This window comes from Arthrobacter glycogeni (assembly GCF_054510815.1).
On record NZ_JBTNDV010000007.1, the window covers coordinates 43,376 to 67,257 of the forward strand.

At 65.3% G+C, this 23,882-nt stretch carries 20 protein-coding genes; 5 read left to right on the plus strand and 15 right to left on the minus strand.

Annotated elements, in window-relative coordinates; translation table 11 throughout:
* Window positions 1-89 precede the first annotated feature (89 nt).
* The 4 genes from arfB to ACX80G_RS09065 are packed head-to-tail and all read right to left on the minus strand — an operon-like array spanning window position 90 to window position 2,624.
* Entirely contained in the window at window positions 90-512 is a 423-nt protein-coding gene (gene arfB, locus ACX80G_RS09050) for an alternative ribosome rescue aminoacyl-tRNA hydrolase ArfB (RefSeq protein ID WP_459307312.1), read from the minus strand.
* Window positions 513-570: 58 nt separating this feature from the next.
* Window positions 571-1,338, minus strand: a complete 768-nt coding sequence (locus tag ACX80G_RS09055) for an Rv2133c family protein (RefSeq protein ID WP_459307313.1) — start codon at window positions 1,336-1,338, stop codon at window positions 571-573.
* Window positions 1,338-1,901, minus strand: a complete 564-nt coding sequence (locus tag ACX80G_RS09060) for an Rv2134c family protein (protein WP_459307314.1) — start codon at window positions 1,899-1,901, stop codon at window positions 1,338-1,340. Before ACX80G_RS09060 ends, ACX80G_RS09055 begins: the two co-directional genes overlap by 1 nt.
* Window positions 1,902-1,919: 18 nt before the next feature.
* Complete coding sequence (locus tag ACX80G_RS09065; protein ID WP_459307315.1) at window positions 1,920-2,624, minus strand: Rv2135c family putative phosphatase; 705 nt, start codon at window positions 2,622-2,624, stop codon at window positions 1,920-1,922.
* A 475-nt stretch (window positions 2,625-3,099) separates the two neighbouring features.
* Between ACX80G_RS09065 and ACX80G_RS09070 the strand changes: the two genes are divergently transcribed.
* On the plus strand, window positions 3,100-3,402 hold the full coding sequence (locus ACX80G_RS09070) for a DUF4193 domain-containing protein (protein ID WP_196841484.1): 303 nt from the start codon (window positions 3,100-3,102) through the stop codon (window positions 3,400-3,402).
* Between the two features lie 251 nt (window positions 3,403-3,653).
* On the opposite strand, the gene ACX80G_RS09075 is transcribed toward ACX80G_RS09070, so the two are convergent.
* The 4 genes from ACX80G_RS09075 to ACX80G_RS09090 all read right to left on the minus strand — a co-directional run bounded on the left by ACX80G_RS09075 (window position 3,654) and on the right by ACX80G_RS09090 (window position 8,568).
* Window positions 3,654-4,886: a kynureninase gene (locus ACX80G_RS09075; RefSeq protein WP_459307316.1), complete on the minus strand. Its 1,233-nt coding sequence runs from the start codon at window positions 4,884-4,886 to the stop codon at window positions 3,654-3,656.
* 87 nt (window positions 4,887-4,973) lie between these two features.
* Entirely contained in the window at window positions 4,974-5,909 is a 936-nt protein-coding gene (locus tag ACX80G_RS09080) for a MaoC family dehydratase (RefSeq protein ID WP_459307317.1), read from the minus strand.
* The gene (locus ACX80G_RS09085; RefSeq protein ID WP_459307318.1) at window positions 5,906-7,240 is read right to left on the minus strand and encodes a 3-oxoacyl-ACP reductase; all 1,335 of its coding nucleotides are present in this window, start codon (window positions 7,238-7,240) and stop codon (window positions 5,906-5,908) included. Before ACX80G_RS09085 ends, ACX80G_RS09080 begins: the two co-directional genes overlap by 4 nt.
* Window positions 7,237-8,568, minus strand: a complete 1,332-nt coding sequence (locus ACX80G_RS09090; protein WP_459307319.1) for an acetyl-CoA C-acetyltransferase — start codon at window positions 8,566-8,568, stop codon at window positions 7,237-7,239. The genes ACX80G_RS09085 and ACX80G_RS09090 overlap by 4 nt, the downstream gene beginning before the upstream one ends.
* 65 nt (window positions 8,569-8,633) lie before the next feature.
* On the opposite strand from ACX80G_RS09090, the gene ACX80G_RS09095 reads away from it, so the two are divergent.
* Window positions 8,634-9,374 carry a TetR/AcrR family transcriptional regulator gene (locus ACX80G_RS09095; protein WP_459307320.1) on the plus strand — a complete coding sequence of 247 codons (741 nt, stop codon included), beginning with the start codon at window positions 8,634-8,636 and terminating at the stop codon, window positions 9,372-9,374.
* Window positions 9,371-11,461 (plus strand): acyl-CoA dehydrogenase family protein, encoded by a 2,091-nt coding sequence (locus ACX80G_RS09100; protein WP_459307321.1) that lies wholly within the window; start codon window positions 9,371-9,373, stop codon window positions 11,459-11,461. The genes ACX80G_RS09095 and ACX80G_RS09100 overlap by 4 nt, the downstream gene beginning before the upstream one ends.
* Window positions 11,462-11,475: 14 nt before the next feature.
* Here the strand turns inward: ACX80G_RS09100 and ACX80G_RS09105 are convergent, their stop codons facing one another.
* Both ACX80G_RS09105 and glgA read right to left on the minus strand, forming a co-directional pair.
* A complete protein-coding gene (locus tag ACX80G_RS09105) occupies window positions 11,476-11,706 on the minus strand; it encodes a hypothetical protein (RefSeq protein ID WP_459307322.1) in 231 nt (76 codons plus the stop codon).
* A 52-nt stretch (window positions 11,707-11,758) separates the two neighbouring features.
* Window positions 11,759-12,961: a glycogen synthase gene (gene glgA, locus ACX80G_RS09110; protein WP_459307323.1), complete on the minus strand. Its 1,203-nt coding sequence runs from the start codon at window positions 12,959-12,961 to the stop codon at window positions 11,759-11,761.
* Between the two features lie 97 nt (window positions 12,962-13,058).
* Here glgA and glgC point away from each other — a divergent pair, with 97 nt between their 5' ends.
* Window positions 13,059-14,297, plus strand: coding sequence for a glucose-1-phosphate adenylyltransferase (glgC, locus tag ACX80G_RS09115; protein ID WP_459307324.1), 1,239 nt, complete (start codon window positions 13,059-13,061; stop codon window positions 14,295-14,297).
* Window positions 14,298-14,448: 151 nt separating this feature from the next.
* On the opposite strand, the gene ACX80G_RS09120 is transcribed toward glgC, so the two are convergent.
* The 5 genes from ACX80G_RS09120 to ACX80G_RS09140 all read right to left on the minus strand — a co-directional run bounded on the left by ACX80G_RS09120 (window position 14,449) and on the right by ACX80G_RS09140 (window position 21,043).
* On the minus strand, window positions 14,449-15,897 hold the full coding sequence (locus ACX80G_RS09120) for an HNH endonuclease signature motif containing protein (protein WP_459307325.1): 1,449 nt from the start codon (window positions 15,895-15,897) through the stop codon (window positions 14,449-14,451).
* Window positions 15,898-15,962: 65 nt separating this feature from the next.
* Window positions 15,963-17,606 (minus strand): IS1182 family transposase, encoded by a 1,644-nt coding sequence (locus tag ACX80G_RS09125; RefSeq protein ID WP_459307438.1) that lies wholly within the window; start codon window positions 17,604-17,606, stop codon window positions 15,963-15,965.
* Between the two features lie 44 nt (window positions 17,607-17,650).
* Window positions 17,651-18,502, minus strand: coding sequence for a transglutaminase family protein (locus ACX80G_RS09130; RefSeq protein WP_459307326.1), 852 nt, complete (start codon window positions 18,500-18,502; stop codon window positions 17,651-17,653).
* Entirely contained in the window at window positions 18,499-19,425 is a 927-nt protein-coding gene (locus ACX80G_RS09135) for an alpha-E domain-containing protein (RefSeq protein ID WP_459307327.1), read from the minus strand. Before ACX80G_RS09135 ends, ACX80G_RS09130 begins: the two co-directional genes overlap by 4 nt.
* Window positions 19,418-21,043: a circularly permuted type 2 ATP-grasp protein gene (locus tag ACX80G_RS09140; protein WP_459307328.1), complete on the minus strand. Its 1,626-nt coding sequence runs from the start codon at window positions 21,041-21,043 to the stop codon at window positions 19,418-19,420. The genes ACX80G_RS09135 and ACX80G_RS09140 overlap by 8 nt, the downstream gene beginning before the upstream one ends.
* A gap of 227 nt (window positions 21,044-21,270) precedes the next feature.
* Here ACX80G_RS09140 and pepN point away from each other — a divergent pair, with 227 nt between their 5' ends.
* Window positions 21,271-23,874 carry an aminopeptidase N gene (pepN, locus tag ACX80G_RS09145; protein ID WP_459307329.1) on the plus strand — a complete coding sequence of 868 codons (2,604 nt, stop codon included), beginning with the start codon at window positions 21,271-21,273 and terminating at the stop codon, window positions 23,872-23,874.
* The last annotated feature ends 8 nt before the right edge of the window (window positions 23,875-23,882 follow it).

The window sequence follows — 23,882 nt, forward strand, 5'->3', positions numbered from 1 at the left end:
GCGCACAGTCCTGAAGCTAACTGAGCCGGAGGCACCGCGCTGGGCAACCTACCCGGAAGCCACCTGGATACCTTGTTTCCCCGATCGTCCTACTCGGCCGGTGGACGCCGCCGGTCACGCTTTGTGGCGGAGCGACTCTGCTTGGCGGCGACATGACGCCGCACGGAGCCGCGGGTGGGTCTGGTCGCACGACGTTGAGGGGCATCGGGAGCCAGCCCCACGGTCACCAGCTCGGCTAGCTTGCGTAACGCCGTTTCCCGATTGCGCAGCTGGGACCGTTGTTCGGAGGCCGCGACGGTGACCGTTCCGGCCACGAGACGCTGACCCAGGCGCGCGAGCAGTGACGTCCGTTGATCGTCGGTGAGCACCGCCGAGTCGACGACGCTCCAGGACAACTCGACCCGGCTGTCTGAGGTGTTCACATGTTGCCCGCCAGGGCCGGATGACCTGGAAAATCGCCAGCCCAGTTCGCGCTCGGGAATGATGAGCGCCGGCGACACCTCAAGATCCATGCGACCAGCCTGACACATCCTGTGGCGCCTGGGGCGACGATTAGGCTAAACCAGGCCCCTAGAACAGTGGCCAGGGCACTGCAGGCATCCCACCGCTTGGGCCCGGAAACCGCCCGGCGCTGCGCAGCCGGGCGCACCGTGCGGCGAGCGACGTGATTTCCTCGGCGGTCAGCAGGTCCGCCAGGCCGCGGCCCAGCTCGCCTTGCAGGCCCGCGCTGACCCGGTCGACGCCGTCGAGCTCGTCGGCGGTCAGCTCGTCACCCAGCCACCCCCACAGGATCGTGCGCAGCTTGGGCTCACTGTGAAAGGTGAGACCGTGGTCGACGCCGTGCCGTCGTCCGTTACCCATCGCGAGAATGTGGTCACCCTTACGGTCGGCGTTGTTGACGACGACGTCGAACACGGCCATGCGTCGAAGGGCCAGTGAGTCCTCGTGAATGAGGGTGACCGGCCGTTCGTTCTCATCCCGCCCTTCAAGGACGTGCTTCCAGCCTTTCTCGGGCACATCGTCGGACGCGATCAGGTCCACGGGGTTCTGGTCAGGGTCCTGCTCCTGCCACAGCTGCACCATTCCCTCACCCATCGGACCGTCACGCAGCCAGGTCTGCGGCACAACGTCCCAGCCAAGAGCCTGCGACACCAGGTAGGCGGCCACCTCGCGGTGGGCCAGGGTGCCGTCGGGGAAGTCCCACAACGGGTGCTCCCCCGCTATCGGCTTATAGACGACCAGTGCGCCGTCGATGCTGCCCAGGAAGGTGGCGTTTGACGCGGTCGTGATGCGACCGGTGAGCGTCAGCTCGGCGGTCATAAGGTCAAGCGCCGACATCAGGCCTCGGGCGGCACGCACATGTGCCCGCCGGGGTCGACTGGCTCGCCGCAGAGCGGGCACGTCGGCCGGCCCGCGCCAACAATCTCGCGAGTCCGTTTGGCGAATGCGCGTGCCGTTCCGACCGGCATGCGCACCAGCAGCATTTCGGGGGCTTCCTCGATTTGAAGAAGTGACTCGTCGTCGAGGCTGCCGTCCTCATTGGCCTCGACCTCGGCGATCGGGTACGCCTCGATGACAAGCTGCACCGTTGCCGGGTCCCACCCCAGGCTCATGGCGCCGGTTCGAAACTGCTCCTCGACGGGTTCGAGCTGTTCATTGTCGACAAGTTCAATGGGAGTGCTGGTGGGAATGCTGAAGGGGTTGCCTTCGAGGGTGATGAGCTGGTCGAGGATCTCGTCGATCTTCTCCGCGAGCTGGGCCGACTGCTGCTTCTCCAGGGCGATACTGACGATCTGGGTCCCCGCACGCACCTGCAGGTAGAACGTGCGTGCCCCTGGAAGGCCAATGGTGCCGACGACGACCCGATCGGGCCAGGTAAATTCGTGAACTTTAGTAGGCATACAACTATTTTAGGCGTATCAGGTTCGTGGCGCCTGTTGCCCTGCACCGCCACCCACCGGCGCGTCGCCCGTGAGAGAACTGCTGGCCAACCACGACAGATCCCCGGCGTCGGTGTTGGTGGCGTAGACGCTCGGTCGATTCGCGCCGTACCTCACAATCGATACCGAGGCGGGGCCCACATTGATGCGTTGGAACAGGTCAAGGTGCATGCCGAGCGCGTCGGCGAGGATCGACTTGATGATGTCGCCGTGACTTACGGCCACCCACACGGACCCTGGCCCATGTTCGGCCTCAAAGGCAGCATCGTGACGTCGAATGGCTGCGACCGACCGCGCCTGCATCGCGGCCATGGACTCGCCGCCCGGAAAGGTGACCGCAGACGGCTGTGATTGCACCACCGACCACAGATCCTCGGTTGCGAGGTCACTGAGCGTGCGGCCCTGCCACTGGCCGTAGTCACACTCGGTGAGATTAAGGTCGAGATCCACCGGTGCGAGCGGCCCCCCGGATCGGCGGTCGAGGATGAGTTGGGCGGTCTGCTGGCAGCGCTCCAGGGGACTCGACACCACTCCGACTACCGGGACGGCCGCGAGCCGGTCACCGGTGATGGTCGCCTGGTCCCGCCCGACCTGGTCCAGGCCGACGCCCGCGGCCCGTCCCGCCAACAGTCCGGAGGCATTCGCTGTGGTGCGGCCGTGCCGCACGAGAATAACTGTAGCCATCCGCCCAGCCTAATCATCTGCCCGACGGCGGCGAAACTGGTCGGTGCAGTCGGCGGGCTGCAGGACCACGGCGGGGGTGGCCGCACCGGGACGAGCCACCGGTCGCCGTCGTCGCGCCCTCCCTGTTTCCCGGCGCAGCGCAGACGTCCATCCCACCACCGAGGGCAGGCATCACCTGGCGTGTCAGTTCAGCTGGGAAGCCGCAGTCCACGAACATTCAGATGAACGATCCTCCCTTGGCCTGACGCCCGGGTCCTGGCCAGCACCTCGCGTCAAACGGCGGCCTTCGACGGCTGGCAGCGTCCGGCGCGGTACCGGGCACCCACCCTTGCGAAACAAGCCAGCCGGGCAAATCCGGCAGCCAGTGACGGAACTTAATGCCTCGGCTAGACGCTATTAGCGTAACCCGGCTAATAACAGCCGGCGCTCCCTGTACTCTGGTTGATCACACAACTGAAGGAGAAGCTACCCCCGCATGGCAACTGACTACGACGAACCCCGCGTCAGGCCTGAAGACCAGCCTGTCAATGAATCGCTTGAGGCGATCCAGGCTCAGCGCAGCGCCACCACCCAGTCCTCCACCATCGATACCGATGAAAGTGACACCGCTGAGGGCTTCGATCTCCCCGGCGCGGTTCTTGAGGAAGAACTCCTGATCTCCGTCATTCCGGAGCGGGAGGACGAATTTACCTGCATGTCCTGTTTCCTGGTGAAGCATCGCACCCAGCTCGCCCGCGAGAAAAATGGCGCTAAGTACTGCGCAGAATGCGAAGGCTAGTCCAAGGCTTATTGCAGTTCCGGTAGCAGAAATGCAGGTCCTGTAGCAGGAGAGAATGTTCGGTGGTAGCCTGCCTCCACCGGCCAACCGGGGCGGGTATTGCATCCACGGGGGAATGTCGTACTCCGCACCGCCACTCTCTTATCGGGGTCCTCTGTCGGGGAGTGCTCGTAAGCCGATTAGGCGCGCCTGAGTTCCTGGATTCTGTGGATGAATAGCAGAGTCCGACTCGGGGGAATGACCGGATGCGATCAGGGACGGGGCAGACGCTCGGCGATCCGCTCGATGCCGAGGTAGGTTTCCTCGAACGACGTCGACAGCGGGGAGAGCCCCAGCCGGATGCCCCCCGGGTTGCGGTAGTCGGGGATGACGCCCTTCGCCCACAGCTCTGGAACCAGATCACGGAACGCCGGATGGTCAATCGTCAGGTGACTGCCGCGCTGCCGGAGGTCCCGGGGGGAGGCGACGACGACGCCGCACCCGGCCATCAGCTCCTCCACCGCTTCGATCGCGAATGAGGTCAGCGCGATGGACTTCTTCCGGATGGCGGGCATGCCTACCTCGCCGATCAGGCCCAGCATGTCCTGCATCGCCACCATTCCGATGATGGGTGGGGTACCGGAAACGATCCGACGGATGCCGGTAGCCGGCTCGAAGTCCGAGCCCATTCCAAACGGATCGGCACTACCAAGCCACCCCTGGATGGGCTGCTGGAAATCCTTCAGATGGCGCTGCGCCACGTAGGCCCAGGCGGGCGCCCCCGGGCCGCCATTGAGATATTTGTAGCTGCAGCCGGTGGCGTAGTCAACGTTCCACGCGTCGAGTTCGGCGGGTACCGATCCGACCGAGTGGCTCAGATCCCACAGCACCAGGGCACCGGCGTCGTGCACCACCTCGGTAATGGCCGGGACGTCGGCAAGATGCCCGGACCGGTACGCCACATGGCTGAGCACCACCAGGGCGGTCTGCGGCCCAACGGCTGCCGCGACGTCGGCAACTGTGGCACCGCCGTCGTACTGCAATTCAACCCAGCGCAGCCGAAGACCCCGCTCCGCGGCGATGCCCTCCATGATGAACCGGTCGGTGGGGAAATTGTCCCGGTCGACCACTATTTCGGTGCGACCCGGCTGGCTAGCCACCGCTGCCCGGGCCAGCTTGTATAGCAGCACGCTCGTCGAGTCAGCCACCGTGCATTGGCCTGACGCGGCGCCGAGCGCCACCCGCCCGATCAGGTCACCCACCTGCTCCGGAAGTTCAAGCCAGCCCTCGTCCCACCCACGGATCAGCCGGCCAGCCCACTGCTCCCGCACAAACGACTCAAGCCGGCCGAGAGTGTCGGTGAGGGGTCGGCCCAGAGAGTTGCCGTCCAGGTAGGCGACGATGTCGGGGTCGTCGTGGCCCTCGAACCGTGACCGGTACCCGGCCAGGGGATCCTCGGCGTCAAGGGTGCGGGCGCGGTTCAGCAGGGGTACGTTCTCGCTCATGATGACAGTTTAGGCCCGGACCATCGGCTCAGGACGCCTGCTGCCCTCCCCACGGTCGAGTGAGGAGAGCAGTCTGTGGTGCGATGGTCAGTTCTGGCTGGGCAGCCGGGTGAGCCGGCCGCTGAAGTGCTCGCGACCGCGGCGGGCATTCCAGGCGGTGATCTGCGCCCCCTGCCATGACCCGGCCTGGTGCTGAGGCTCGACGGCGAGGGTTACCCGGGCGGGCAGCAGCACCGGCGACCGGAAGTCGATGCTCCACGCGAAGGACTCTACCCCCACCGGTTTGCTCTCCTGCACCATGCGCGAGGCAAGGTACATGCCGTGGGCGATGGCCCGTTTCATACCGAGGGCCTTGGCCGTCAGGGCAGTGAGATGAATCGGGTTGTAGTCACCCGACACCGCCGCGTAGCTGCGTCCAGTACTGGCGGGAAGGTCCCACCGGGCAGTGAGGCAGGGCGCCACGAACACGCCGCGTTCCCCCTTGTGAGCCCTGTCCGTCGTTGGAACACTGGCTCCCCCAGCGAGAGACGATCCTTTGGCCAGGTAGGTGGAGCGTCCCGTCCACACAGCCTCACCGTCGACAGTCACCTCCGTGACGAGATCGACCTGTGTCCCGGCCTGGTGTGGACGAAGATGGTCGGCCCAGGCGGAGACGTCGAGGGTCTCGCTGAAATGAATCGCCCGCCGGTGTTCCACAGAGTTGCGCAAGTGAATCATCCCGAGCAACGGCAACGGGAAGTCGCGGCGCGCCATGATGCTCATCGCCGCCGGAAAGGCAACAGTGTGGACGAAGCCTGACGGGAGCAGATCATGCGCCGGAGCGCCGATGAGCCGCTGGAAGCGGGACAAATCAGGCACCGACGGTTGGACTCCCGCAACACGGTGGCGCACGGACGGCAGCCCAGGGGTGTCAGAGCTTTTGCGCGACTGACTGCTGGCCCACGGCAGCGGGACGCTGCCGACCAGGGCGCTGCGGTACAGTGCGGGCAGTCCCGGAACGGTGTCCAGGACAACCTCGCTCACGCGCCCACCAGAGACTGCCCGCAGACGCGGAGCACCTCGCCGTTGATGCCAGCCGCTGCGGGCGACGAGAGGAACGCTATGGTCTCGGCGACGTCGATCGGCTTCCCGCCCTGCTGCAGGCTGCTCAGCCGCCGGGCCACCTCCCGGGTGGCGAATGGCATCCTCGCGGTCATCTCCGTTTCGATGAACCCGGGAGCGACCGCGTTGATGGTCCGCCCGGAGCCTTCGACTGCTGCGCCGGTGCTGCGTACCATGCCGATGACTCCGGCCTTGGAAGCTGCATAGTTGGATTGGCCCCGGTTCCCGGCAATGCCGCTGGTCGAGGCGAGACAGACGATCCGGCCCGACGCCGAAAAGACGTCGGAAGCGAGCACCGACTCGTTGACCCGCAGCTGCGAGGCAAGATTGACTGCCAGCACCGATTCCCACCGGGCGGTGTCCATGTTGGCCAGTAACTTGTCGCGGGTGATCCCGGCATTGTGGATCAGCAGGTCAAGCGATCCATACCGCTGCTGCACGTGCTCGAGAATCCTCGCGGCAGCATCATCGGCGGTGATATCCAGTTGCAGGGCGGTGCCTCCCACCCGGTTCGCCACCGCGGCGAGCTGTTCCCCGGCCGCCGGCACGTCGACTACCACCACCCGGGCACCGTCGCGGCCCAGGACCGCGGCGATCTCAGCGCCAATCCCGCGGGCGGCGCCGGTGACGACGGCGGTCCGACCGGCCAGCGGGTGGTCCTCGTCCTGAGGGGTGGCCTGTGCGCTGTCGCCGACGGTGATGAACTGCCCGTTGACGAAGGCGCTTTTGCCTGAGAGCAGGAACCGCAGGGCGCCGCCAACGGACTGAACCGATCCATCGTCGCGGAGCAAAATCCCGTTGACAGTGGCCCCGGCTCGCAGTTCACGGCCAATTGATCTGACGATTCCGTCGATCGCCTGCCGTGCCGCCGCTTCGGCGGGGGCGGTGGATCCCCGGGCCGGGCGGGAAACTGTGACGATCCGTCCGCCGCGGGCCAGTTGCCGGAGCGCCTGACCGAGTTCCAGGACCGGAGCGGCGAGGTCGCCCGGATGGGAGACCGTGTCCAGCACAACCACGACGGCGCCGAGCTTCTCACCTGGCCGGGCGTGGCGGCGGACGTCCTGGTTCCAGTCCAGCAGCAGGCTGGCCAGCTTGTCAGCTCCAGGGCCGGTTCCGAGGACCAACAGTGGACCGGGAACGAGTGGCGCACCGGGCCTGTATCGACGGAGTACCGCCGGACGTGGGAGGCCCAGCTTTTTGGCGAACTGGCCGACCGGACCAGAGTTTACGAGGGTGAGATACGTGTCGGTCACTGTTCGCGTGCCTCCAGGATGGCGACAACGCCCATGCCGCCGGCGGCGCAAACGGAGATGAGTCCCCTGCCGGAGCCTTTCTCCGCGAGAGCCTTCGCCAGCGACGCGACGATCCGGCCGCCGGTAGCCGCGAACGGGTGCCCCGCCGCAAGGGAGGACCCATTGACGTTGAGCTTGCTGCGGTCGACGGTTCCGAGGGCGCCGTCGAGTCCCAGGGTGTTCCGGCAGAAGTCCTCGTTCTCCCAGGCCGCCAGCGAACTGAGTACGGTGCCGGCGAAGGCTTCGTGGATTTCAACGAAGTCGAAGTCGTCGAAGGTCAGCCCGTTGCGCTGCAGCATCCTGGGCATGGCGTAGACCGGTGCCATCAAAAGGCCCTCGGCTCCGTGGACGAAATCCACGGCAGCTGCCTCGGCGTCCACCACGTTAGCGAGCATGGGCAGGTTGTTCCGTCGTGCGTAGTCTTCCGAGCCAAGCAGCACGGTGGCGGCGCCGTCGGTCAGCGGCGTCGAATTGCCGGCGGTCATGGTCGCTGTGGCAGCGAGACCCTTCCCGAAGACGGGTTTCAGCTTGGCCAGTTTCTCCAGGGAGGTATCAGCCCGGACGTTGGCGTCCCGGGTGACTCCGCGGTACGGCGTGACCAGGTCGGAGAAGAATCCCCGCTCGTACGCTGCGGCGAGTTTGTGGTGGCTGTTCAGTGCGAGCTGATCCTGCGCTTCGCGGGTGATTTCCCAGTGGGCGGTGGTGATGGCCTGGTGCTCGCCCATGGACAGCCCGGTGCGGGGCTCTCCGGTAGTCGGGGCATTGGGGGCCAAATCGTTGGGGCGGAGGCGACTAAGGATCGAGAGCTTTTGCGGGACGGTTTTCGCCCGCGAGAGGTCAAGGAGGACGCGGCGCAATCCCTCGCTCACGGCGATGGGCGCGTCCGAGGCGGAGTCGACGCCGCCAGCAATGCCCGATTCAATCTGGCCCAGCTTGATCTTGTTGGCCAAGCCGATCACGGTCTCCAGGCCAGTGGCACAGGCCTGCTGCACATCGTAGGCGGGAGTATCGGCCGCCAGCGCCGAACCAAGCACTGCTTCCCGGGTCAGGTTGAAATCGCGGGAGTGCTTCAGCACTGCGCCCGCAGCAACCTCGCCGATCCGCTCACCCTGAAGACCAAACCGTGCCACGAGGCCGTCCAGGGCTGCCGTCAGCATGTCCTTGTTGGAGGAGTACGCGTAGGCACCGCCGGATCGGGCGAACGGTATCCGGTTCCCGCCAATGACCACCGCGTTGCGGACTGATGTGGAAGGCTGCGCGCTGCGCTGGCCTGCTGCCTGGTCGACCATGCTGTGATTCTCCTTCACGAAACGGTGAGTTACCGATACTCAGCGTACCTGATACGCTGAGTATCGTGAACAAGCAGGCCACCGTGCCCAGACCCGCAGCCTTACCCGGCGCGGCAGCAGGCGATGGGCGCTCCAGTCGCTGGCAGGCGCACCGCGACAAACGGCGTCGTGCGCTGGTGAAAACCGCCCGCCGCGCTGTGCATTCGCTGGGTTACGGCGCATCGATGGAAGAGATTGCCACAGCCGCCGGAACCTCCAAATCGGTGTACTACCGCTACTTTGGTGACAAGGCCGGGTTGCAGCAGGCGATGGGCGAGGTGGTTATCGCCCAGATGCAAGACAAGGTGCTCGACGCCGCACGGCAGGCGGCCTCGCCCCGCGAGGGGCTTCACGCCATGGTTTCGGCTTACCTGCAGATGGCCCAGACCTCCCCCAACGTCTACGCCTTTGTCACCCGGCTGGGTGCTGCCGACGCGCTCACTAATCCTGCCGATCCCCAGTCGTCGGAGCTTCTCAGCCACTTCATCGAGGCGGTCACCGCCATGCTCGCCAGCCCCATGAAGTCCTTCCTTGCCTCCGACCCGCAGGCCAGGCAGTTCGGCGGTCCGGCGCTCTTTCTGTGGCCGCGGGCAGCGATTGGCATGATCCGGGCCGCCGGCGAGCTATGGCTCGCCACACCGGACGGCCCCACTAAACCGACTGAAGCCCAACTCAGCGAACAACTCACCACCTGGCTTTTCGAGGGCATCGCCAACCACGTTCCATCACCCGACAGCACCACATCCGCTCTGGAGGACACCCCATGACACAGACCGCCACGCGATCCGAACTTAAGGTACCGGCGACCGCCGCCATCAAGGATGACGATCGCGCCGTCGTCGACGTCGAAGCGCTGGGCGAGCTCCTCCTCGGCCGGTGGGCCGCCACCCGGAGAGTTGCCCGCGAGCTGGCAGGGCGCCCCGAAGTACACCGGATCGAAGGCCAGTCCAACGCCGAGCACCGGAACCGGTGTTTCGATCAGCTGCACTACCTGGTCGACAACAAGGCGGTACACCGCGCCTTTCCGGCGGAGTTCGGCGGGAACGACGATCATGGAGCCAACATCGCCGGCTTCGAGGAACTGGTCGTCGCCGATCCGTCGCTGCAGATCAAGGCCGGCGTGCAGTGGGGTCTCTTCGGCAGCGCAGTGCTTCACCTGGGCACCGCCGAACATCACCGGGCCTGGATTCCCGGCATCATGAACATGGAGATCCCGGGCTGCTTCGCGATGACCGAGACGGGCCACGGCTCCGACGTCGCGAGCATCGCCACCACTGCTGTCTACCAGCCGGACACCGATGAGTTCGAGATCCACACCCCCTTCCGTGCTGCCTGGAAGGACTACATCGGCAACGCCGCCATCGACGGCCGCGCGGCGGTGTTGTTTGCCCAGCTCATCACCGGCGGCGTCAACCACGGGGTGCACGCCTTCTACATTGACCTGCGTGACGCTGATGGTGTCTTCCTGCCGGGCATCGGCGGTGAGGACGACGGGTTGAAGGGTGGACTCAACGGTATCGACAATGGACGGCTCCACTTCAGCAACGTGCGGATCCCCCGCACCAACCTGCTCAACCGATACGGCGACGTCGACAGCGACGGTGTCTACACCTCGCCGATCGCTTCCCCCGGCCGCCGCTTTTTCACCATGCTCGGCACCCTGGTGCAGGGCCGCGTGTCCCTTGACGGTGCCGCGGTTGCTGTCACCAAGCTGGCCCTGAAAACTGCTGTGCAGTACTCGGTGGAACGCCGGCAGTTTAACGCCGGGTCCGATCTCAAGGAGGAGGTGCTGCTCGACTACCAGCAGCATCAGCGCAGGCTCCTCCCCCGCATTGCCGCCACCTACGCTGCGTCCTTCGCCCACGAAGAGTTGTTGGCGAAGTTCGACGACGTGTTCTCCGGTGCACACGATACCGACGAGGACCGCCAGGATCTCGAAACGCTCGCCGCCGCGTTCAAGCCATTGTCCACCTGGCATGCGCTCGACACGTTGCAGGAGTGCAGGGAAGCGTGTGGCGGTGCAGGGTTCCTGACCGAGAACCGGTTTACGTCCCTCCGCGCGGACATGGACGTCTACGCGACCTTCGAAGGGGACAACAACGTTCTGCTGCAGCTGGTGGCGAAACGCCTTCTCGCCGACTATGCCAAGGAATTCAGTGGGGTCGACTTCGGAGTGCTGGCCCGCTACGTGGTCACCCAGCGGGCCGGAAAGACGCTGCACCGGTCGGGCCTGCGCCGGGCGGTGCAGACCGTCGTCGACGGCGGCTCCGAACGTAAGTCGGCTATCGCGCTGCGGGATGAACACACCCAGCACGAGCTGCTGTCCGACCGGGTCGAAGCGATGGTCGCTGACCTGGCCGGCGAGCTCCGCGGGGTCAGGAAACTGTCGCAGGAGGCGGCAGCCCGGAAGTTCAACGAACATCAGCACGAGCTGATTGAGACGGCCAAGGCCCATGCGGAGCTGCTGCAGTGGGAAGCCTTCACCGCAGCGCTGCACCGGGTGGATGACTCCGGGACCAGGCAGGTACTCACGTGGGTGCGGGACCTGTTTGGGCTGTGCCTGATCGAACGCAACCTCGCCTGGTACCTCATGCATGGGCGGCTCTCCACTCAGCGTGCGAGAACCCTCTCTCCCTACATCAACCGTCTCCTCGTGAAGATCCGGCCGCACGCCGTGGACCTGGTCGATTCGTTCGGCTACGGACCTGAACATTTGCAAGCGGCAATCGCTACAGGAGCGGAAAAGGAACGCCAGGACGAGGCCATGGCGTACGCGCGGCAGCAGCGAGCCAGCGGTACCTTCCCGATCGACGAGAAGACAGTACTGGCCCATAAAGCCAAGGCCGGCGGCTAGCCAGCCGCTAGGGGCTAGCCCTGCCGCGGGTCGTCCTCCTCGTTCTCCTCATCGACGGGGGTGATGACCCGCCCGACGTCGAGCGCCGGGTTCTCGGCTGACTCGTCCATCACTGACTCGTCGACCTCTGTTTCGTTCAGCTCAGGTACGCCGGGCTCGTCCGGAGAATCTGAGCTAGCCGCCGAATCGGGAGAGTCCGGGGAGCTGGGTGAGTCAGGTGAGGCTGGGCTGGGGTGTTCGGTCACTGTTCGGTCCTCCGTGGTCGTTGTCTGTAGATGCACTGCTGCGCCGGGGTACTCAGGCCTTCTGGATTACCGAGCGGTAAACCTCAAGGGTGGACTCGGCGATCGAGTCCCACGAGAAGTGCTCTTCAGCCCGACGGCGTCCTGCCTCACCCATGGTGCGCGCCCGGGCCGGGTCGGCGACGAGGGCGTTGACGGCGGCGGCGAAGTCTTTGACGAACCGTTCGGGGTCCAGCGGGATGCCAGTCCCGTCGGTGACCTGTTCCAGCGGGACGAGGGTGCCGGTCACGCCGTCGTCCACTACCTCGGGGATGCCGCCGGTGGCACTGGCTACCACCGCCGCCCCGCAGGCCATTGCCTCGAGGTTCACAATTCCGAGCGGCTCGTAGATGGAGGGGCAGGCGAAGACGGTTGCGGTGCTGAGGACCTGGATGAGTTCGTTGCGGGGTAGCATCCGTTCGATCAGCACCACTGACCCGCGTCTGGCTTCCAGTTCTGCGATCAGCTCAGCGGTTTCGGCGGCCAACTCGGGAGTGTCTGCCGCCCCAAGGCAGAGCACCAGCTGCACTCCAGGCTCCAGTAGCGCTGCGGCACGGAGAAGGTAGGGAACGCCTTTCTGGCGCGTGTTCCGTCCCACAAACACCACGCTGGGGCGGTCAGGGTCGATGCCGAGCTTCCTGACGGCGTCCTGGTCTTCGTCCCGCTCCCAGAGGCTCACGTCGATGCCGTTGTGCACCACCTGTACTCTCTCGGGGTCAACCTGGGGATAGCTGCGCAGGATATCCGCCCGCATTCCATGCGAGACGGCGATGACCGCTGCGGCCGCCTCATAGGAGGTCCGTTCGGCCCAGGAGGACAGCGCGTATCCGCCGCCGAGTTGCTCGGCTTTCCACGGTCGCAGCGGTTCGAGGCTGTGGGCGCTGAGCACATGCGGCACCCCGTGCAGGAGTGACGCGAGGTGTCCGGCCATGTTCGCATACCAGGTGTGGGAGTGGACCACATCCGATCCAGCGAGCCCGTCGAGGATCGCCAGATCGGTGCCGAAGGTCTGCACTGCGGCGTTGGAGCGTTCCAGTTCGACGGGTGGCCGGTAGGTGCTCACGGTTGCCCCGTGATAATCAGGCTCCCGTTCCGCGCCGAAGCAGTGAACCCGCAAATCAACCTGGCTGGCCAGCACTCGGCTTAGCTCGGCGACGTGCACGCCGGCGCCGCCGTAGATCTCGGGTGGGAACTCTTTTGTCACAATGTCTATACGCACGTTTCCAAACGTAGTGCAGCGCGGCCATCTCATCTAGTGTGAGTCATTCAAGAGGTAATAACTCAATGAAGAGCAACAGCATGGCAGGGGGCCACTCGTGGCATTGAAGAAGGTACTGGCGATTGTCCTGGCCGGGGGCGAGGGGAAACGGCTCATGCCGCTCACGGCCGATCGTGCGAAGCCTGCGGTGCCGTTCGGGGGCATCTACCGGCTGATCGATTTCGCCTTGTCGAACCTCGTCAACTCTGGGTATCTGGAGATCGTGGTGCTCACGCAGTACAAGTCCCACAGCCTGGACCGCCATATTTCCGAGACCTGGCGGATGTCGACCCAGCTGCAGCAGTATGTGGCGTCGGTCCCGGCGCAGCAGCGGCGCGGGAAGAGCTGGTTCCTGGGCAGCGCCAACGCCATCTATCAGTCGTTGAACCTGATCCACGACGCTAATCCCGACATTGTGGTGGTGATTGGCGCCGACCACGTCTACCGGATGGACTTTGAGCAGATGGTTACTGCCCACATTGCCAGCGGTGCGTCGGCCAGTGTTGCGGCGGTGCGGCAGCCGATGAACCTGGTGGACCAGTTCGGCGTCATTCAGACGGACGGTAACGGCAGGATTTCCGGATTTGTTGAAAAGCCCGAAAGCACCCCTGGGCTCCCCGATGACCCGAACAGCTTCCTGGCCTCGATGGGCAACTATGTGTTCACCGCCGACGCGCTGGTCGCCGCCCTCGAAGAAGATGCCGCCCGGCTGAACACCAAACATGACATGGGCGGTGACATCATTCCCTCTTTCGTGGAGCGAGGGGATGCGGCGGTTTACGACTTCACATCCAATGACATCGCCGGTTCGACCGACAGGGATCGGCAGTATTGGCGCGACGTCGGAACCCTTGACTCCTATTACGACGCGAACATGGACCTGATCTCGCCCCTGCCGCTGTTCAATCTGTACAACCTGGAGTGGCCAATCTATACGCGGCAGAGTGTCTCTCCCCCGGCTAAATTCGTCCGCAGCGCATCGGGTGGCTCAGGTGTAGCCCATGACTCGATCGTCTCAAACGGCGCGGTGGTCTCCGGCGGCCAGGTACAGGGATCTATCCTTGCTACCGATGTGTTCGTGGACGAGGGCGCATCGGTGTCCGGGTCGGTCCTGATGGACAAGGTTTCAATCGGGGCGGGAGCCATTGTGCGGCGGGCGATTATCGACAAGAACGTCAGGGTGCCGGCCGGCGCGCGGATCGGTGTAGACCGGGAAATGGATCTCAGCCGCGGATATACCGTGACGGAGTCGGGCCTCACCATCCTCAGCAAGGGGCAGGTAGTCCTCCCAGGATAGGGAGTTCGTGTAGGCCTCACCGGCTTTACTCTCCTGGCACCCGCGTCCGCACCGCTCAAAGTCCTCCCAGTTTTTGCTTCGTCCGCGCTACTGCTTCCCGTGCGCACTCTGTGCCGGAATCTGACCGGGTGGTGCCCCACGTTGCCCCAGGTTAGAAGGGTGGTGGTTGGGGCAGGGTGGTGTAGTTTTTGCCGGTCAGTGAGGTAGCGGCGATGGTCCCTGGTTCGGGTTGTTCGTAGTGCCAGAAACCCTCGGTTTTGAGCATATGGTGGCGTCGGCAGAGCGCTGCCAGGTTGTCGTAGCTGGTGGTCCCGCCCTGGTGCCAGGGGATCGTGTGGTCGATATCGCAGGCCGGCGCGGACCGGTTGCAGCCCGGGTGGCGGCAGGTTTTATCCCTGACCAGGATTGTGGTGCGCAGGCCTTGGGGGACTTTGTAGCGGTCCCGGCCGACGCTGAGCACGGTCCCGGTTTCGGGGTGGGTGAGGATCCTGATGAATCCGGGGGCGTGGGCGGCGAGTTGGCGTGCCGTTTCCGGGTCGATCGGCCCGTACCCTTCGAGGTCGGCCGGCCCATCGCCGCCGAGCAGGGTCAGCACCGGAACGGTCACGAACACCACCGGCTGCACACCCTTCACCGACGCCAGATCAACCAACCCACCACCACCAGCCCCAGCAGCACCACCGGCACCACCGGTATCACCAGTGCCGGCGCGGCCGTCAGCGGCACCGCCAGCACCATCAGCGTCGGCGTCGTCGTGGTGAGTGCTCTCGGTGGGTGGGCAGTGGTGGGTGAGGAGGTCGCTGAAGACGTCGGCCTTGAGTTGGGTGAGGGTCCGGGATTCGGACGGGTTTTGCAGGGCCCGTGCGGTGAAGGTCAGGCGGTGTTCGATGCCGCAGGCCTGCTCGGCCGGCAGATACGCGGAGAGCCAGGCCATCCCGTCCTGGGCTGAGGTCACTTCCACGTGCCGGTCCAAGGCTGCGGCGGCCTTACGGGTGACGATGGATGCGGGATGCAGTCTTTCCCGGACCCGGTGACAGGTCGCCCTCAACCGTGGCGGGGTCAGATGCGCGCCGCGGGCCAGGACCTGATCCTCGAACCCAGGCAACACCTCGGCCGGTAAGAACAACACTTCGTCGGCGATCAGCTGGGCTTGCCGGACCGAAATCATTCCCCGGCCCAGGCAGTGCAGGGTTTTCGGGAGGTCCAGGACCAGGGTCAGGCTCTGACCCAGCAACCGGTGCGCTGCCCGGCCGGAAATATTCAGCAACGGCGCCAATTCCTCGGCAGAAAGGGTGAAGCCGAGCCCGTTACCAATCTGCGAACCCGATCCGCTACGCGAGGCAGCAAGGGCGGCGGCCTGGGCCTGCACCTCAACATGGAGGGCAGCAACCAGCTCCGCCTGCCGGGCAGCGACCCACGACGCCAACCGCTCCACCGCCACCAACAACTCAGCAGTATCAGGTCCTCCCCCGGCCTCGTGTGCCCGGGAGCCTTGCGGCGTCAACATGCCCACCAATGATTCTGGGCCAGCCACCTCCACCAACGTGGCTGGGCTGTTGCCTGCAAACCGATGAGTTCCGGTGCGGACCTTCTGCTTCATACCTCTATCACATCACCCGCCTCCGACATTTCAAGGCCGGAAAGACAGGTTGCAACCCAGCCAAATTACGCCCACAGCGAACACGGGATACTGCGCTCAGGCTGTGGTCGGGACCCGGTACTAGGAGCGAGCTGATTTAGGTTGGTTCGGGAGGTTTTGCGAGTCACGGAGGGGCATTTTTTGCACCGTTTCTGGGCGTAGCGCGCGCCGATGCGTGGCCGAAATTCGGTTGTGGTGCCGTCGAGCTGGGCTGGGTGGGGGTCGCGTAGGTCCGCGTGGGGCCGCCAGTGGCCAGCGGCGGCCTGGTAAACGGTTTGGAATTCCGGATCGGAAGCCCTGGCCCGGTGTTCGCGGCGGAGCCGGTCGTGCGGGTGAATCGTCATTTTTTTGCCGTTGCGTGCAGTCGTGCACTGCTGCATGAGCGAGCAGGACTTGCAGGAACTGCCAAAACTCACCCGCCCTTTCGCGCTGATGGGGCGGGTGATCTTCGCGGGGCAGGTCGCGGTCTTCGCATCCTCGTCGATGGTGAAGTCATCGACGCTGAACCCGCCCGGGATGGCCCGGCCCAGCGGCATGGGCTTGATGATCGGGGTGTGACCGGCTTTCGTGATGGCGGCGAGGAGCTCCCCGCTGCCGTAGGCGGAATCACCGAGCACCTCGATCTTTTGGCTGCCGATGCTCGTGTCCGCGGCGACGAGTTCCGCGCCGCGGGCCGCGTCGCTGTTCTCCGGCCCGGCCGCCTTTGTCAGGGCGGCCGCGGTGACCAGGCCCGTGTCGGGCTCGATCACGATGCGGCTCTTGAATCCGTCGATCTTCTTCTGCCGGCTCTTATGCGCATGGCGGGCATCGGGATCGATGGTGGAGATGACCCGGTCCGGGGCGACCCGGCGGGCGATTTCCCACCGCCCGTCGGTGCCATCGGAGCCCTCCGCCGGTTCCACGTCCTGCCCGGCGACCAGCGCCAACAAGGCCACAATCTCCTGCTGCGCATCCGTGAGCGTCTCCACCTCGATGGCCGCCAGCAGGGCCAGGGCGTCCGTGACGAGCCTGGAGACGAGGTCGTCCCGGGCAACCCGGTCATCCCAGGCGATGTCAGGTTTCCCCGGCTTCGAGTCGTCATGTCCGGTCAAACCCGCCACGACCACGTCGGCGCCCGGGACTTCCCGGGCAACCCGGCGGATCTGCGCGATGAGCTGGGTGACAGTGTCCTGACGGGCGACAGCGTCCTCAAGGATCGTCGAGTCCAGTGCCCGGCGCTTGCGCCCCGACAACGCCCCGGATTGCGCGATGACCTCGGTCACTGCCACGAAAATCCGGTGCGGGCTCTTACTAGCCGCGAGTTGGCGCCGCCAATATGTCAACACCGTCGGGCGGAACGAGGTCTCCGTCAGCGCGAACCCGCACGCAGCTTTCCAGCGCAGATCAAAGGTGACCGCGTCAGCGGCTTCCCGGTCCGAGAGGTTGTGCAGGGTCTGCAACACCATGATCGAGGCGATCACATCCGCCGGGATTGACGGCCTGCCGCGCCCCGAGGGAAACAGGTCCTCGAACGCGTCATCCGGGAACAACGTGTGCCGGTGCCCGGCGAGGAACGCGAACACCGACCCCGCCGGGAGCATATGCCCCGCCAGCCCATCGACATCCAGAAGCTGACGCTGACCATCATCACGACCCTGCCTGACCCAAGCCTTAACGACATCCGCGGATATCCGAGGAGGCGCGCCTTAAACCACCCGAATAGATCAGCAGCGTCCTAGGCGACGCGGGTGATCTCGACCTTGACGTTGAGCGTCGACCCGCCGCCGCCGGACAAAATGCCCTTCAGCGGCGAAACGTCCTTGTAATCTCGTCCGCGGGCCACCGACACGTGGAAATCGCTGACCGGTCCGCTGTTGGTCGGGTCCCAGCCGCGCCACTCGCCGTCCCACCACTCCACCCAGGCGTGCGACTGTCCGGCGACGGTCTCCCCGATGCCAGCGCTGCTGCGTGGATGCAGATACCCGGAGATGTAGCGGGCCGGGATGCCGATGCTACGGAACGCGCCGATAGCGAGATGTGCGAGGTCCTGGCAGACCCCCTTACGCGTGTCCCAGGCCTCCCGCGCATTGGTTTGCACCCCGGTGACACCCTGCACATAGGACATCTCTTCCTTAATCCAGTCGAAGATCGCGTGCACTGCCTGATGAGGATTGCAGTCGGTCGCCAGCTGCAGCGCTCTGGCGCTGACCTCCGGGTCGGGGTCGGTCAAGCTGGTCTGTGGGAGCCAGTCCCCAAACTCGTTGATGACGTCGTCGGACCCCAGCCGTTCCCAGGTCACCACTTCTTCCTCTGCCGTGATGCGCTCGATCCGGCTCACCTCAACCGTGGTGACCGCAGTGACCTCGAGTGCCTCGTGGGCGCTTTGCATATCGAAAGCCGTGACCCGGGTCCCCCAATAGTCGCGGTACGTCGAGACGGCAGCGCTCGACGGCGACACCTTCAGCGTCGATTCCAACACCACCTGCTGAGGATCGGTCAGTGGGGTCATACGTGCTTCGTTGTAGGACAGGGCGACCTTGCGCACGTAGTTGTAGCCAGTGCGATGGGTTATGAGCAGGCGGGTCATGAAAGTTCTCCCACCCAGGCCAGTTCGTCAGCCTGGGAAAAGTAGGTGCGTGAGATCGCGTCGGAAGCCTGCGCACAGGCCTTCTGGACGCGTTCCATGTGCTCGGGCAACTCAGCCATCAGATCGTCGGTCTGGTGGAACTCAAGGAACGTCCTGGCCTGCCCCACAATGCGGCTCGCATCGTTGATGAACCCGACCCTGCGATACGCAGGGTTGAGGTTAATCAGGCACTTCTCGGCGTCGCTGAGAGCGTACACAATCGAGCGGGGGAACAACCGGTCCAGCAGCAGGAACTCCGCCGCCTGCTGGTCCCCGAACGATGCCCTGCGGGTGCGCAAAAAGGACTCGTACGCGCCGGCGCAACGCAGCATGTTGACCCAGGACATGCCAGCAGCGTGCACGTCGTGGGTGGAAAGCATGCGCGCAGTCATGTCGGCCCGCTCGAGGCTGCGGCCCAGCACCAGGAACTGCCAGCTCTCGTCATGGCTCATCGTGGTGTCCGACAACCCACGGATCATTGCCGTGCGTTCAACCACCCAGTGGCAGAACCGGTAGGTGCCCACCACATCCTTCCGATGCTGGGTCAGGCCGTACCACGTCGTATTGAGGCTCTCCCAGACGCTGCCGGACACAGTCTCCCGTGCCCGTCGGGCGTTCTCCCGTGCCGCGCCCAAAGCGCCGGCGATCGAGGTGGTACTGGTCCTGTCGTAGGCCAGCGACTGCAACAGGTCAGACAATTCAAGCTCTTCGCCGTCTGCCCGGCTGCCCATGACGCCCAGCAACTGACGGGACACGTCCCGCTGTTCGGCCCGCGGCATCTGGTTCAGACGCTCCAGGTGGACGTCGAGAATACGGGCGGTCCCATCAGCCCGCTCCACGTAGCGACCAATCCAGAACAGCGATTCGGCGATCCGGCTAAGCATCGACTGTCTCCTCTCCATGATTCGGGCGGCCAGCCCCGGCTAGACAATCGGCAGACCCCAGTTGTTGCTGTTGCTGTTCAGGTTGCCGGTCCTGCCACCCGGACTCAATCGGCCAGACCCGCTCCTGAACCGGCCGTCGAACGGTGTCGATCACCGGACGCACCGGCGCCTGGTTCTGTTCGTCGACCACCCAGGTGTCCTTGGATCCGCCGCCTTGGCTCGAATTGACAATCAGCGACCCCTCCTTCATGGCCACCCGGGTCAGACCGCCGGGGAGCACCCAGACATCGTCGCCGTCGTTCACGGCGAACGGGCGCAGGTCCACATGGCGAGGGCTGAACTGCCCGCCGGACATGGTGGGAACCGTTGACAACTGCAGGACGGGCTGGGCAATCCAGCCGCGGGGATCAGTGATAATCCGCTCCCGCAGCGCGTCCAACTCGTCCTTCGACGCGTCGGGGCCGATGACCAGACCCTTGCCGCCGGAGCCGTCCACCGGTTTAACTACCAGCTCATCCAGCCGGTCCAGTACCTCTTCGCGGGCAGCCGGATCCTCCAGCCGGTAGGTGTCAACATTGGCGATGATGGGTTCTTCGGCGAGGTAGTACCGAATCAGGTCGGGGACGTAGGTGTAGACCAGTTTGTCGTCGGCCACCCCGTTGCCCAGCGCGTTGGCGATGGTGACTGTGCCGGCGCGGGCCGCGTTGACCAGCCCGGGACAGCCGAGCATTGAATCAGCGCGGAAGTGCAGGGGATCGAGGAATTCGTCGTCGATCCGTTTGTAGATGACGTCGACGCGCTGTTCGCCAGCGGTGGTGCGCATGTAGACGCGGTTGCCGCGGCAAATCAGGTCGCGGCCCTCCACCAACTCAACGCCCATCAAGCCCGCAAGCAGCGTGTGTTCGAAGTAGGCGGAGTTGAACACGCCGGGGGTAAGGACCACCACGGTTGGGTCTTCAGCCGACGACGGCGCCGTCTTGCGGAGCGCTGCAAGGAGCCGCCGCGGGTACTCCTCGACCGGCCGGATGTGCTGCTGCCCGAAGGCCTCGGGCAGCCCCTTGGCCATGGCTCGCCGGTTCTCCAGCACGTAGCTCACCCCGCTCGGGACGCGGACGTTGTCTTCGAGGACCCGGAACGTGCCCTCCTGGTCTCGGACGACGTCGATCCCTGAGATGTGGACCCGTACCCCGCCTGCGGGGTCGAAGCCCGACACCTGCCGGTGGAAGTGGGCACTGGAGGTGATGAGGCGGCGGGGAATGACTCCGTCGGCCACCACTGACATCTTGTCGTAGACGTCGTTGAGGAAGGCTTCAAGCGCGCGAACCCGCTGCGTGACCCCCTGCTCGAGAACCTGCCAGTCGGTGCCGGAGATGACGCGCGGCACAATGTCCAACGGGAACGGCCGCTCCTCCCCCGCATAGTCGAACGTGACTCCGCGATCGAGGAAGGTGCGGGCCATTGAATCGGCGCGGGCAGTGACATCGGCGAGGTTCAGTTCGTTGAGGGCGGCGGCCACCTGGCTATACTCGCTGCGGGCCAGTTGGCCGGGAGCGAACATTTCGTCGAACGCGGGGGTTCGGCTGGCTGCTGCTGCATAATCTTCGAAGAGGTCGGACATGGCGTCAACATTGCCACGGATTTCCTCTATTACATATTGTGCAGTAGGTCACATGACGGGCCCGATTCTGCGACCCGGCAAGGCATTGCGATCCGGCAGCGCGGAGAGAGTCGCTGGGCGAGCTTGTGTCGCGGCGGACTGCCCGGACCATCGCTTGCGATCAGGGGTAGGAGTCGATCGACCCCAGCAGGGGCACCGTCGGTCAGCCGTGATTGAATGACCGGGTGATGAACGAAAATCTCCGCCGCGATGAAGCGGCCCACCGGTCTACTCTCCTGAGCGTCGACAGCTACGAGGTCCACCTGGACCTGAGCACCGCCGCTGACCCCGACACCGCCGGGTTCCGGTCCCGATCGACGGTCAGGTTCGCCTGCGCCGAGCCGGGTAGCGAAACCTTCATGGACTTCATCGCCGGGACAGTCCACTCGGTTAACCTCAACGGCAGCGACCTGGACCCGGCCGTCGTCGTCGACGGCGCACGGATCACCCTCCCGGGGCTGGCCGCGGACAACACCGTCACCGTCACGGGTACGGCTCTTTATAGCCGGAGCGGCGAGGGCATGCACCGCTTCACAGATCCCGCCGACGGCGAGACCTATCTCTACACGCAGTACGAACCGGCCGACGCCCGCCGGGTATTCGCCAACTTTGAGCAGCCCGACCTCAAGGCGGCCTTCACCTTCTCCGTCAGCGCGCCCGCCGAATGGACAGTCGCCTCTAACGGCGCCGAAACCGCACGGGACACCGCCGGGGACGGCATCGCGGTGTGGCACTTCGCCCCGACCGAGCGGATCTCCACCTACATCACCACGATCCTCGCCGGCCCGTACTTCACTGCAGCCGACCACTGGACTGGGACCATGTCGGACGGCTCAACCCTTGAGGTGCCACTCGGACTGTATTGCAGGGCGTCCCTGGCCGGCTCATTCGACACGGACACCATCTTCGACGTCACGAAACAAGGCCTCGACTACTTTCACTCTCGGTTCGACTACCCGTACCCGTTCGGCAAATATGAGCAGGCGTTCGTCCCCGAATACAACCTCGGCGCGATGGAAAACCCGGGCCTGGTGACCTTCACCGAAGCCTACATTTTCCGGTCCAAGGCCACCCACGACCAGTACGAGGCCCGCGCCAACACCATCCTCCACGAGATGGCCCACATGTGGTTCGGCGATCTGGTCACGATGTTCTGGTGGGACGACCTGTGGCTCAAGGAATCCTTCGCCGACTACATGGGCGCGCTGGCCGTCGCCGAGGCCACCGGTTCGGCCATCTCCTGGGTGAGCTTCGCCAACCGGCGGAAGGCCTGGGCTTATCTGCAGGACCAACTGCCGTCCACCCACCCCATCACCGCTGACATCGTCGACTTTGAGGCCGCCAAACAGAACTTCGACGGCATCACCTACGCCAAGGGTGCCTCGGTCCTGAAGCAGCTGGTGGCTTACGCCGGCAGCGAGGCGTTCTTCGCCGCGGCCCGGGCCTACTTCGCCACCCATGCCTTCGGCAATACCCGGCTGTCCGACCTCCTCTCGGCGCTCACCGCTGCGACCGGCCAGGACATGGCCGGCTGGGCCCGGCAATGGCTACAGACCTCGGGCGTGCCCTTGTTGGGCGCCGAGGTGGAGGTCGACGGCGACGGAGCCTACCGCTCGGTGCTCATCCGCCAGAACGCCATCGACCCAGTCACCGGCGAGTCGGCACTCCGCCCACACCAGCTGCGGCTGGGACTGTTTAGCCTCAGCGACGGCGCACTGGTGCGCACCGGGATGGTCGAGGTCCGGGTGGACGGAGACCTGACGGCCGTCCCGGAGCTGGTCGGCACCGCCCAGCCCGATCTGCTCCTCATCAACGACGACGACCTGACCTACGCGAAGATCAGCTTCGACGACCGGTCCCTGACCACCCTGCTGGCCAGCGTGGGCCGCCTCGACGAGCCGCTGGCGCGCGCTGTCTGCCAGGCCGCACTGTGGTCGAATACCCGCGACGCGGCCTTATCCGCTGTGGACTATATGGGTGCGGTGCAACTCGCAGCGCCACTGGAAGCCGGTGTCGGAGCCCTGCAGGTGATGCTCCGGAACGCCCACTATGCGGTCGAACACTACGCGGCTGCGGGAGCGCGTGCCGGGCTGCGGGAGCACCTGTTCGGTTTCGTGGTGGACGGACTGCACGCCGCCGAACCCGCCTCCGACCTGCAGCTGGTCTGGGCTCGGGCGGCAGCGGCCCTGGGCCTGCACAGCGACACCTATGTCGGGCTGTTCCGAGACCTGCTCGACGGTCAGGAGGCGACGGTCCCCGGGCTTGCCGTGGATGCCGAGCTGCGCTGGCTCCTGTGGCAGGCCCTGGCCGCGCAGGGCAAGGCGGCGGGGCCCGAACTTGAAGCGGAACTGGGCCGCGACCGCACCGCCGCAGGCAAAACGGGTTTCACCAGGGCGTCCACCTCGGTGCCGGACCCGGCCATCAAGGAGAAAGCGTGGCGGGAGGCAGTGTTCGACACCCGGTTGTCCAACGAGCTGCTCTCAGCGACGATCGCCGGTTTCGTGGAGGGCCCCAGCGACCTGCGGGACCCGTATGTGGACCCCTACTTCGCTGAAATCGGACGGGTCTGGGACACGCTGGGCATCGAAATGGCCAGCCGGATTGTGCGTGGCCTGTTTCCCGGCTCGCAGGATCTGACGCCCGGCCTACCGGCCCGTAAGCACCGGGTGGTGTTGGCCGCCGACGCCTGGCTCGCAACCCACAGTTCTTCTCCGTCGGCCCTGCGCCGGATTGTCGTCGAGGAACGCGACCACCTGCTGCGGTCCTTGAATGCCCAGGAAAAGCACTCCTGAAAACCCGG

Bases quoted from the DNA above. Each gene is read 5' to 3' on its own strand.
- arfB (WP_459307312.1), bottom strand. From the start codon at position 512: ATGGATCTTGAGGTGTCGCCGGCGCTCATCATTCCCGAGCGCGAACTG.
- ACX80G_RS09055 (WP_459307313.1), bottom strand. From the start codon at position 1,338: ATGTCGGCGCTTGACCTTATGACCGCCGAGCTGACGCTCACCGGTCGC.
- ACX80G_RS09060 (WP_459307314.1), bottom strand. From the start codon at position 1,901: ATGCCTACTAAAGTTCACGAATTTACCTGGCCCGATCGGGTCGTCGTC.
- ACX80G_RS09065 (WP_459307315.1), bottom strand. From the start codon at position 2,624: ATGGCTACAGTTATTCTCGTGCGGCACGGCCGCACCACAGCGAATGCC.
- ACX80G_RS09070 (WP_196841484.1), top strand. From the start codon at position 3,100: ATGGCAACTGACTACGACGAACCCCGCGTCAGGCCTGAAGACCAGCCT.
- ACX80G_RS09075 (WP_459307316.1), bottom strand. From the start codon at position 4,886: ATGAGCGAGAACGTACCCCTGCTGAACCGCGCCCGCACCCTTGACGCC.
- ACX80G_RS09090 (WP_459307319.1), bottom strand. From the start codon at position 8,568: ATGGTCGACCAGGCAGCAGGCCAGCGCAGCGCGCAGCCTTCCACATCA.
- ACX80G_RS09100 (WP_459307321.1), top strand. From the start codon at position 9,371: ATGACACAGACCGCCACGCGATCCGAACTTAAGGTACCGGCGACCGCC.
- ACX80G_RS09120 (WP_459307325.1), bottom strand. From the start codon at position 15,897: ATGAAGCAGAAGGTCCGCACCGGAACTCATCGGTTTGCAGGCAACAGC.
- ACX80G_RS09130 (WP_459307326.1), bottom strand. From the start codon at position 18,502: ATGACCCGCCTGCTCATAACCCATCGCACTGGCTACAACTACGTGCGC.
- ACX80G_RS09135 (WP_459307327.1), bottom strand. From the start codon at position 19,425: ATGCTTAGCCGGATCGCCGAATCGCTGTTCTGGATTGGTCGCTACGTG.
- ACX80G_RS09140 (WP_459307328.1), bottom strand. From the start codon at position 21,043: ATGTCCGACCTCTTCGAAGATTATGCAGCAGCAGCCAGCCGAACCCCC.
- pepN (WP_459307329.1), top strand. From the start codon at position 21,271: ATGAACGAAAATCTCCGCCGCGATGAAGCGGCCCACCGGTCTACTCTC.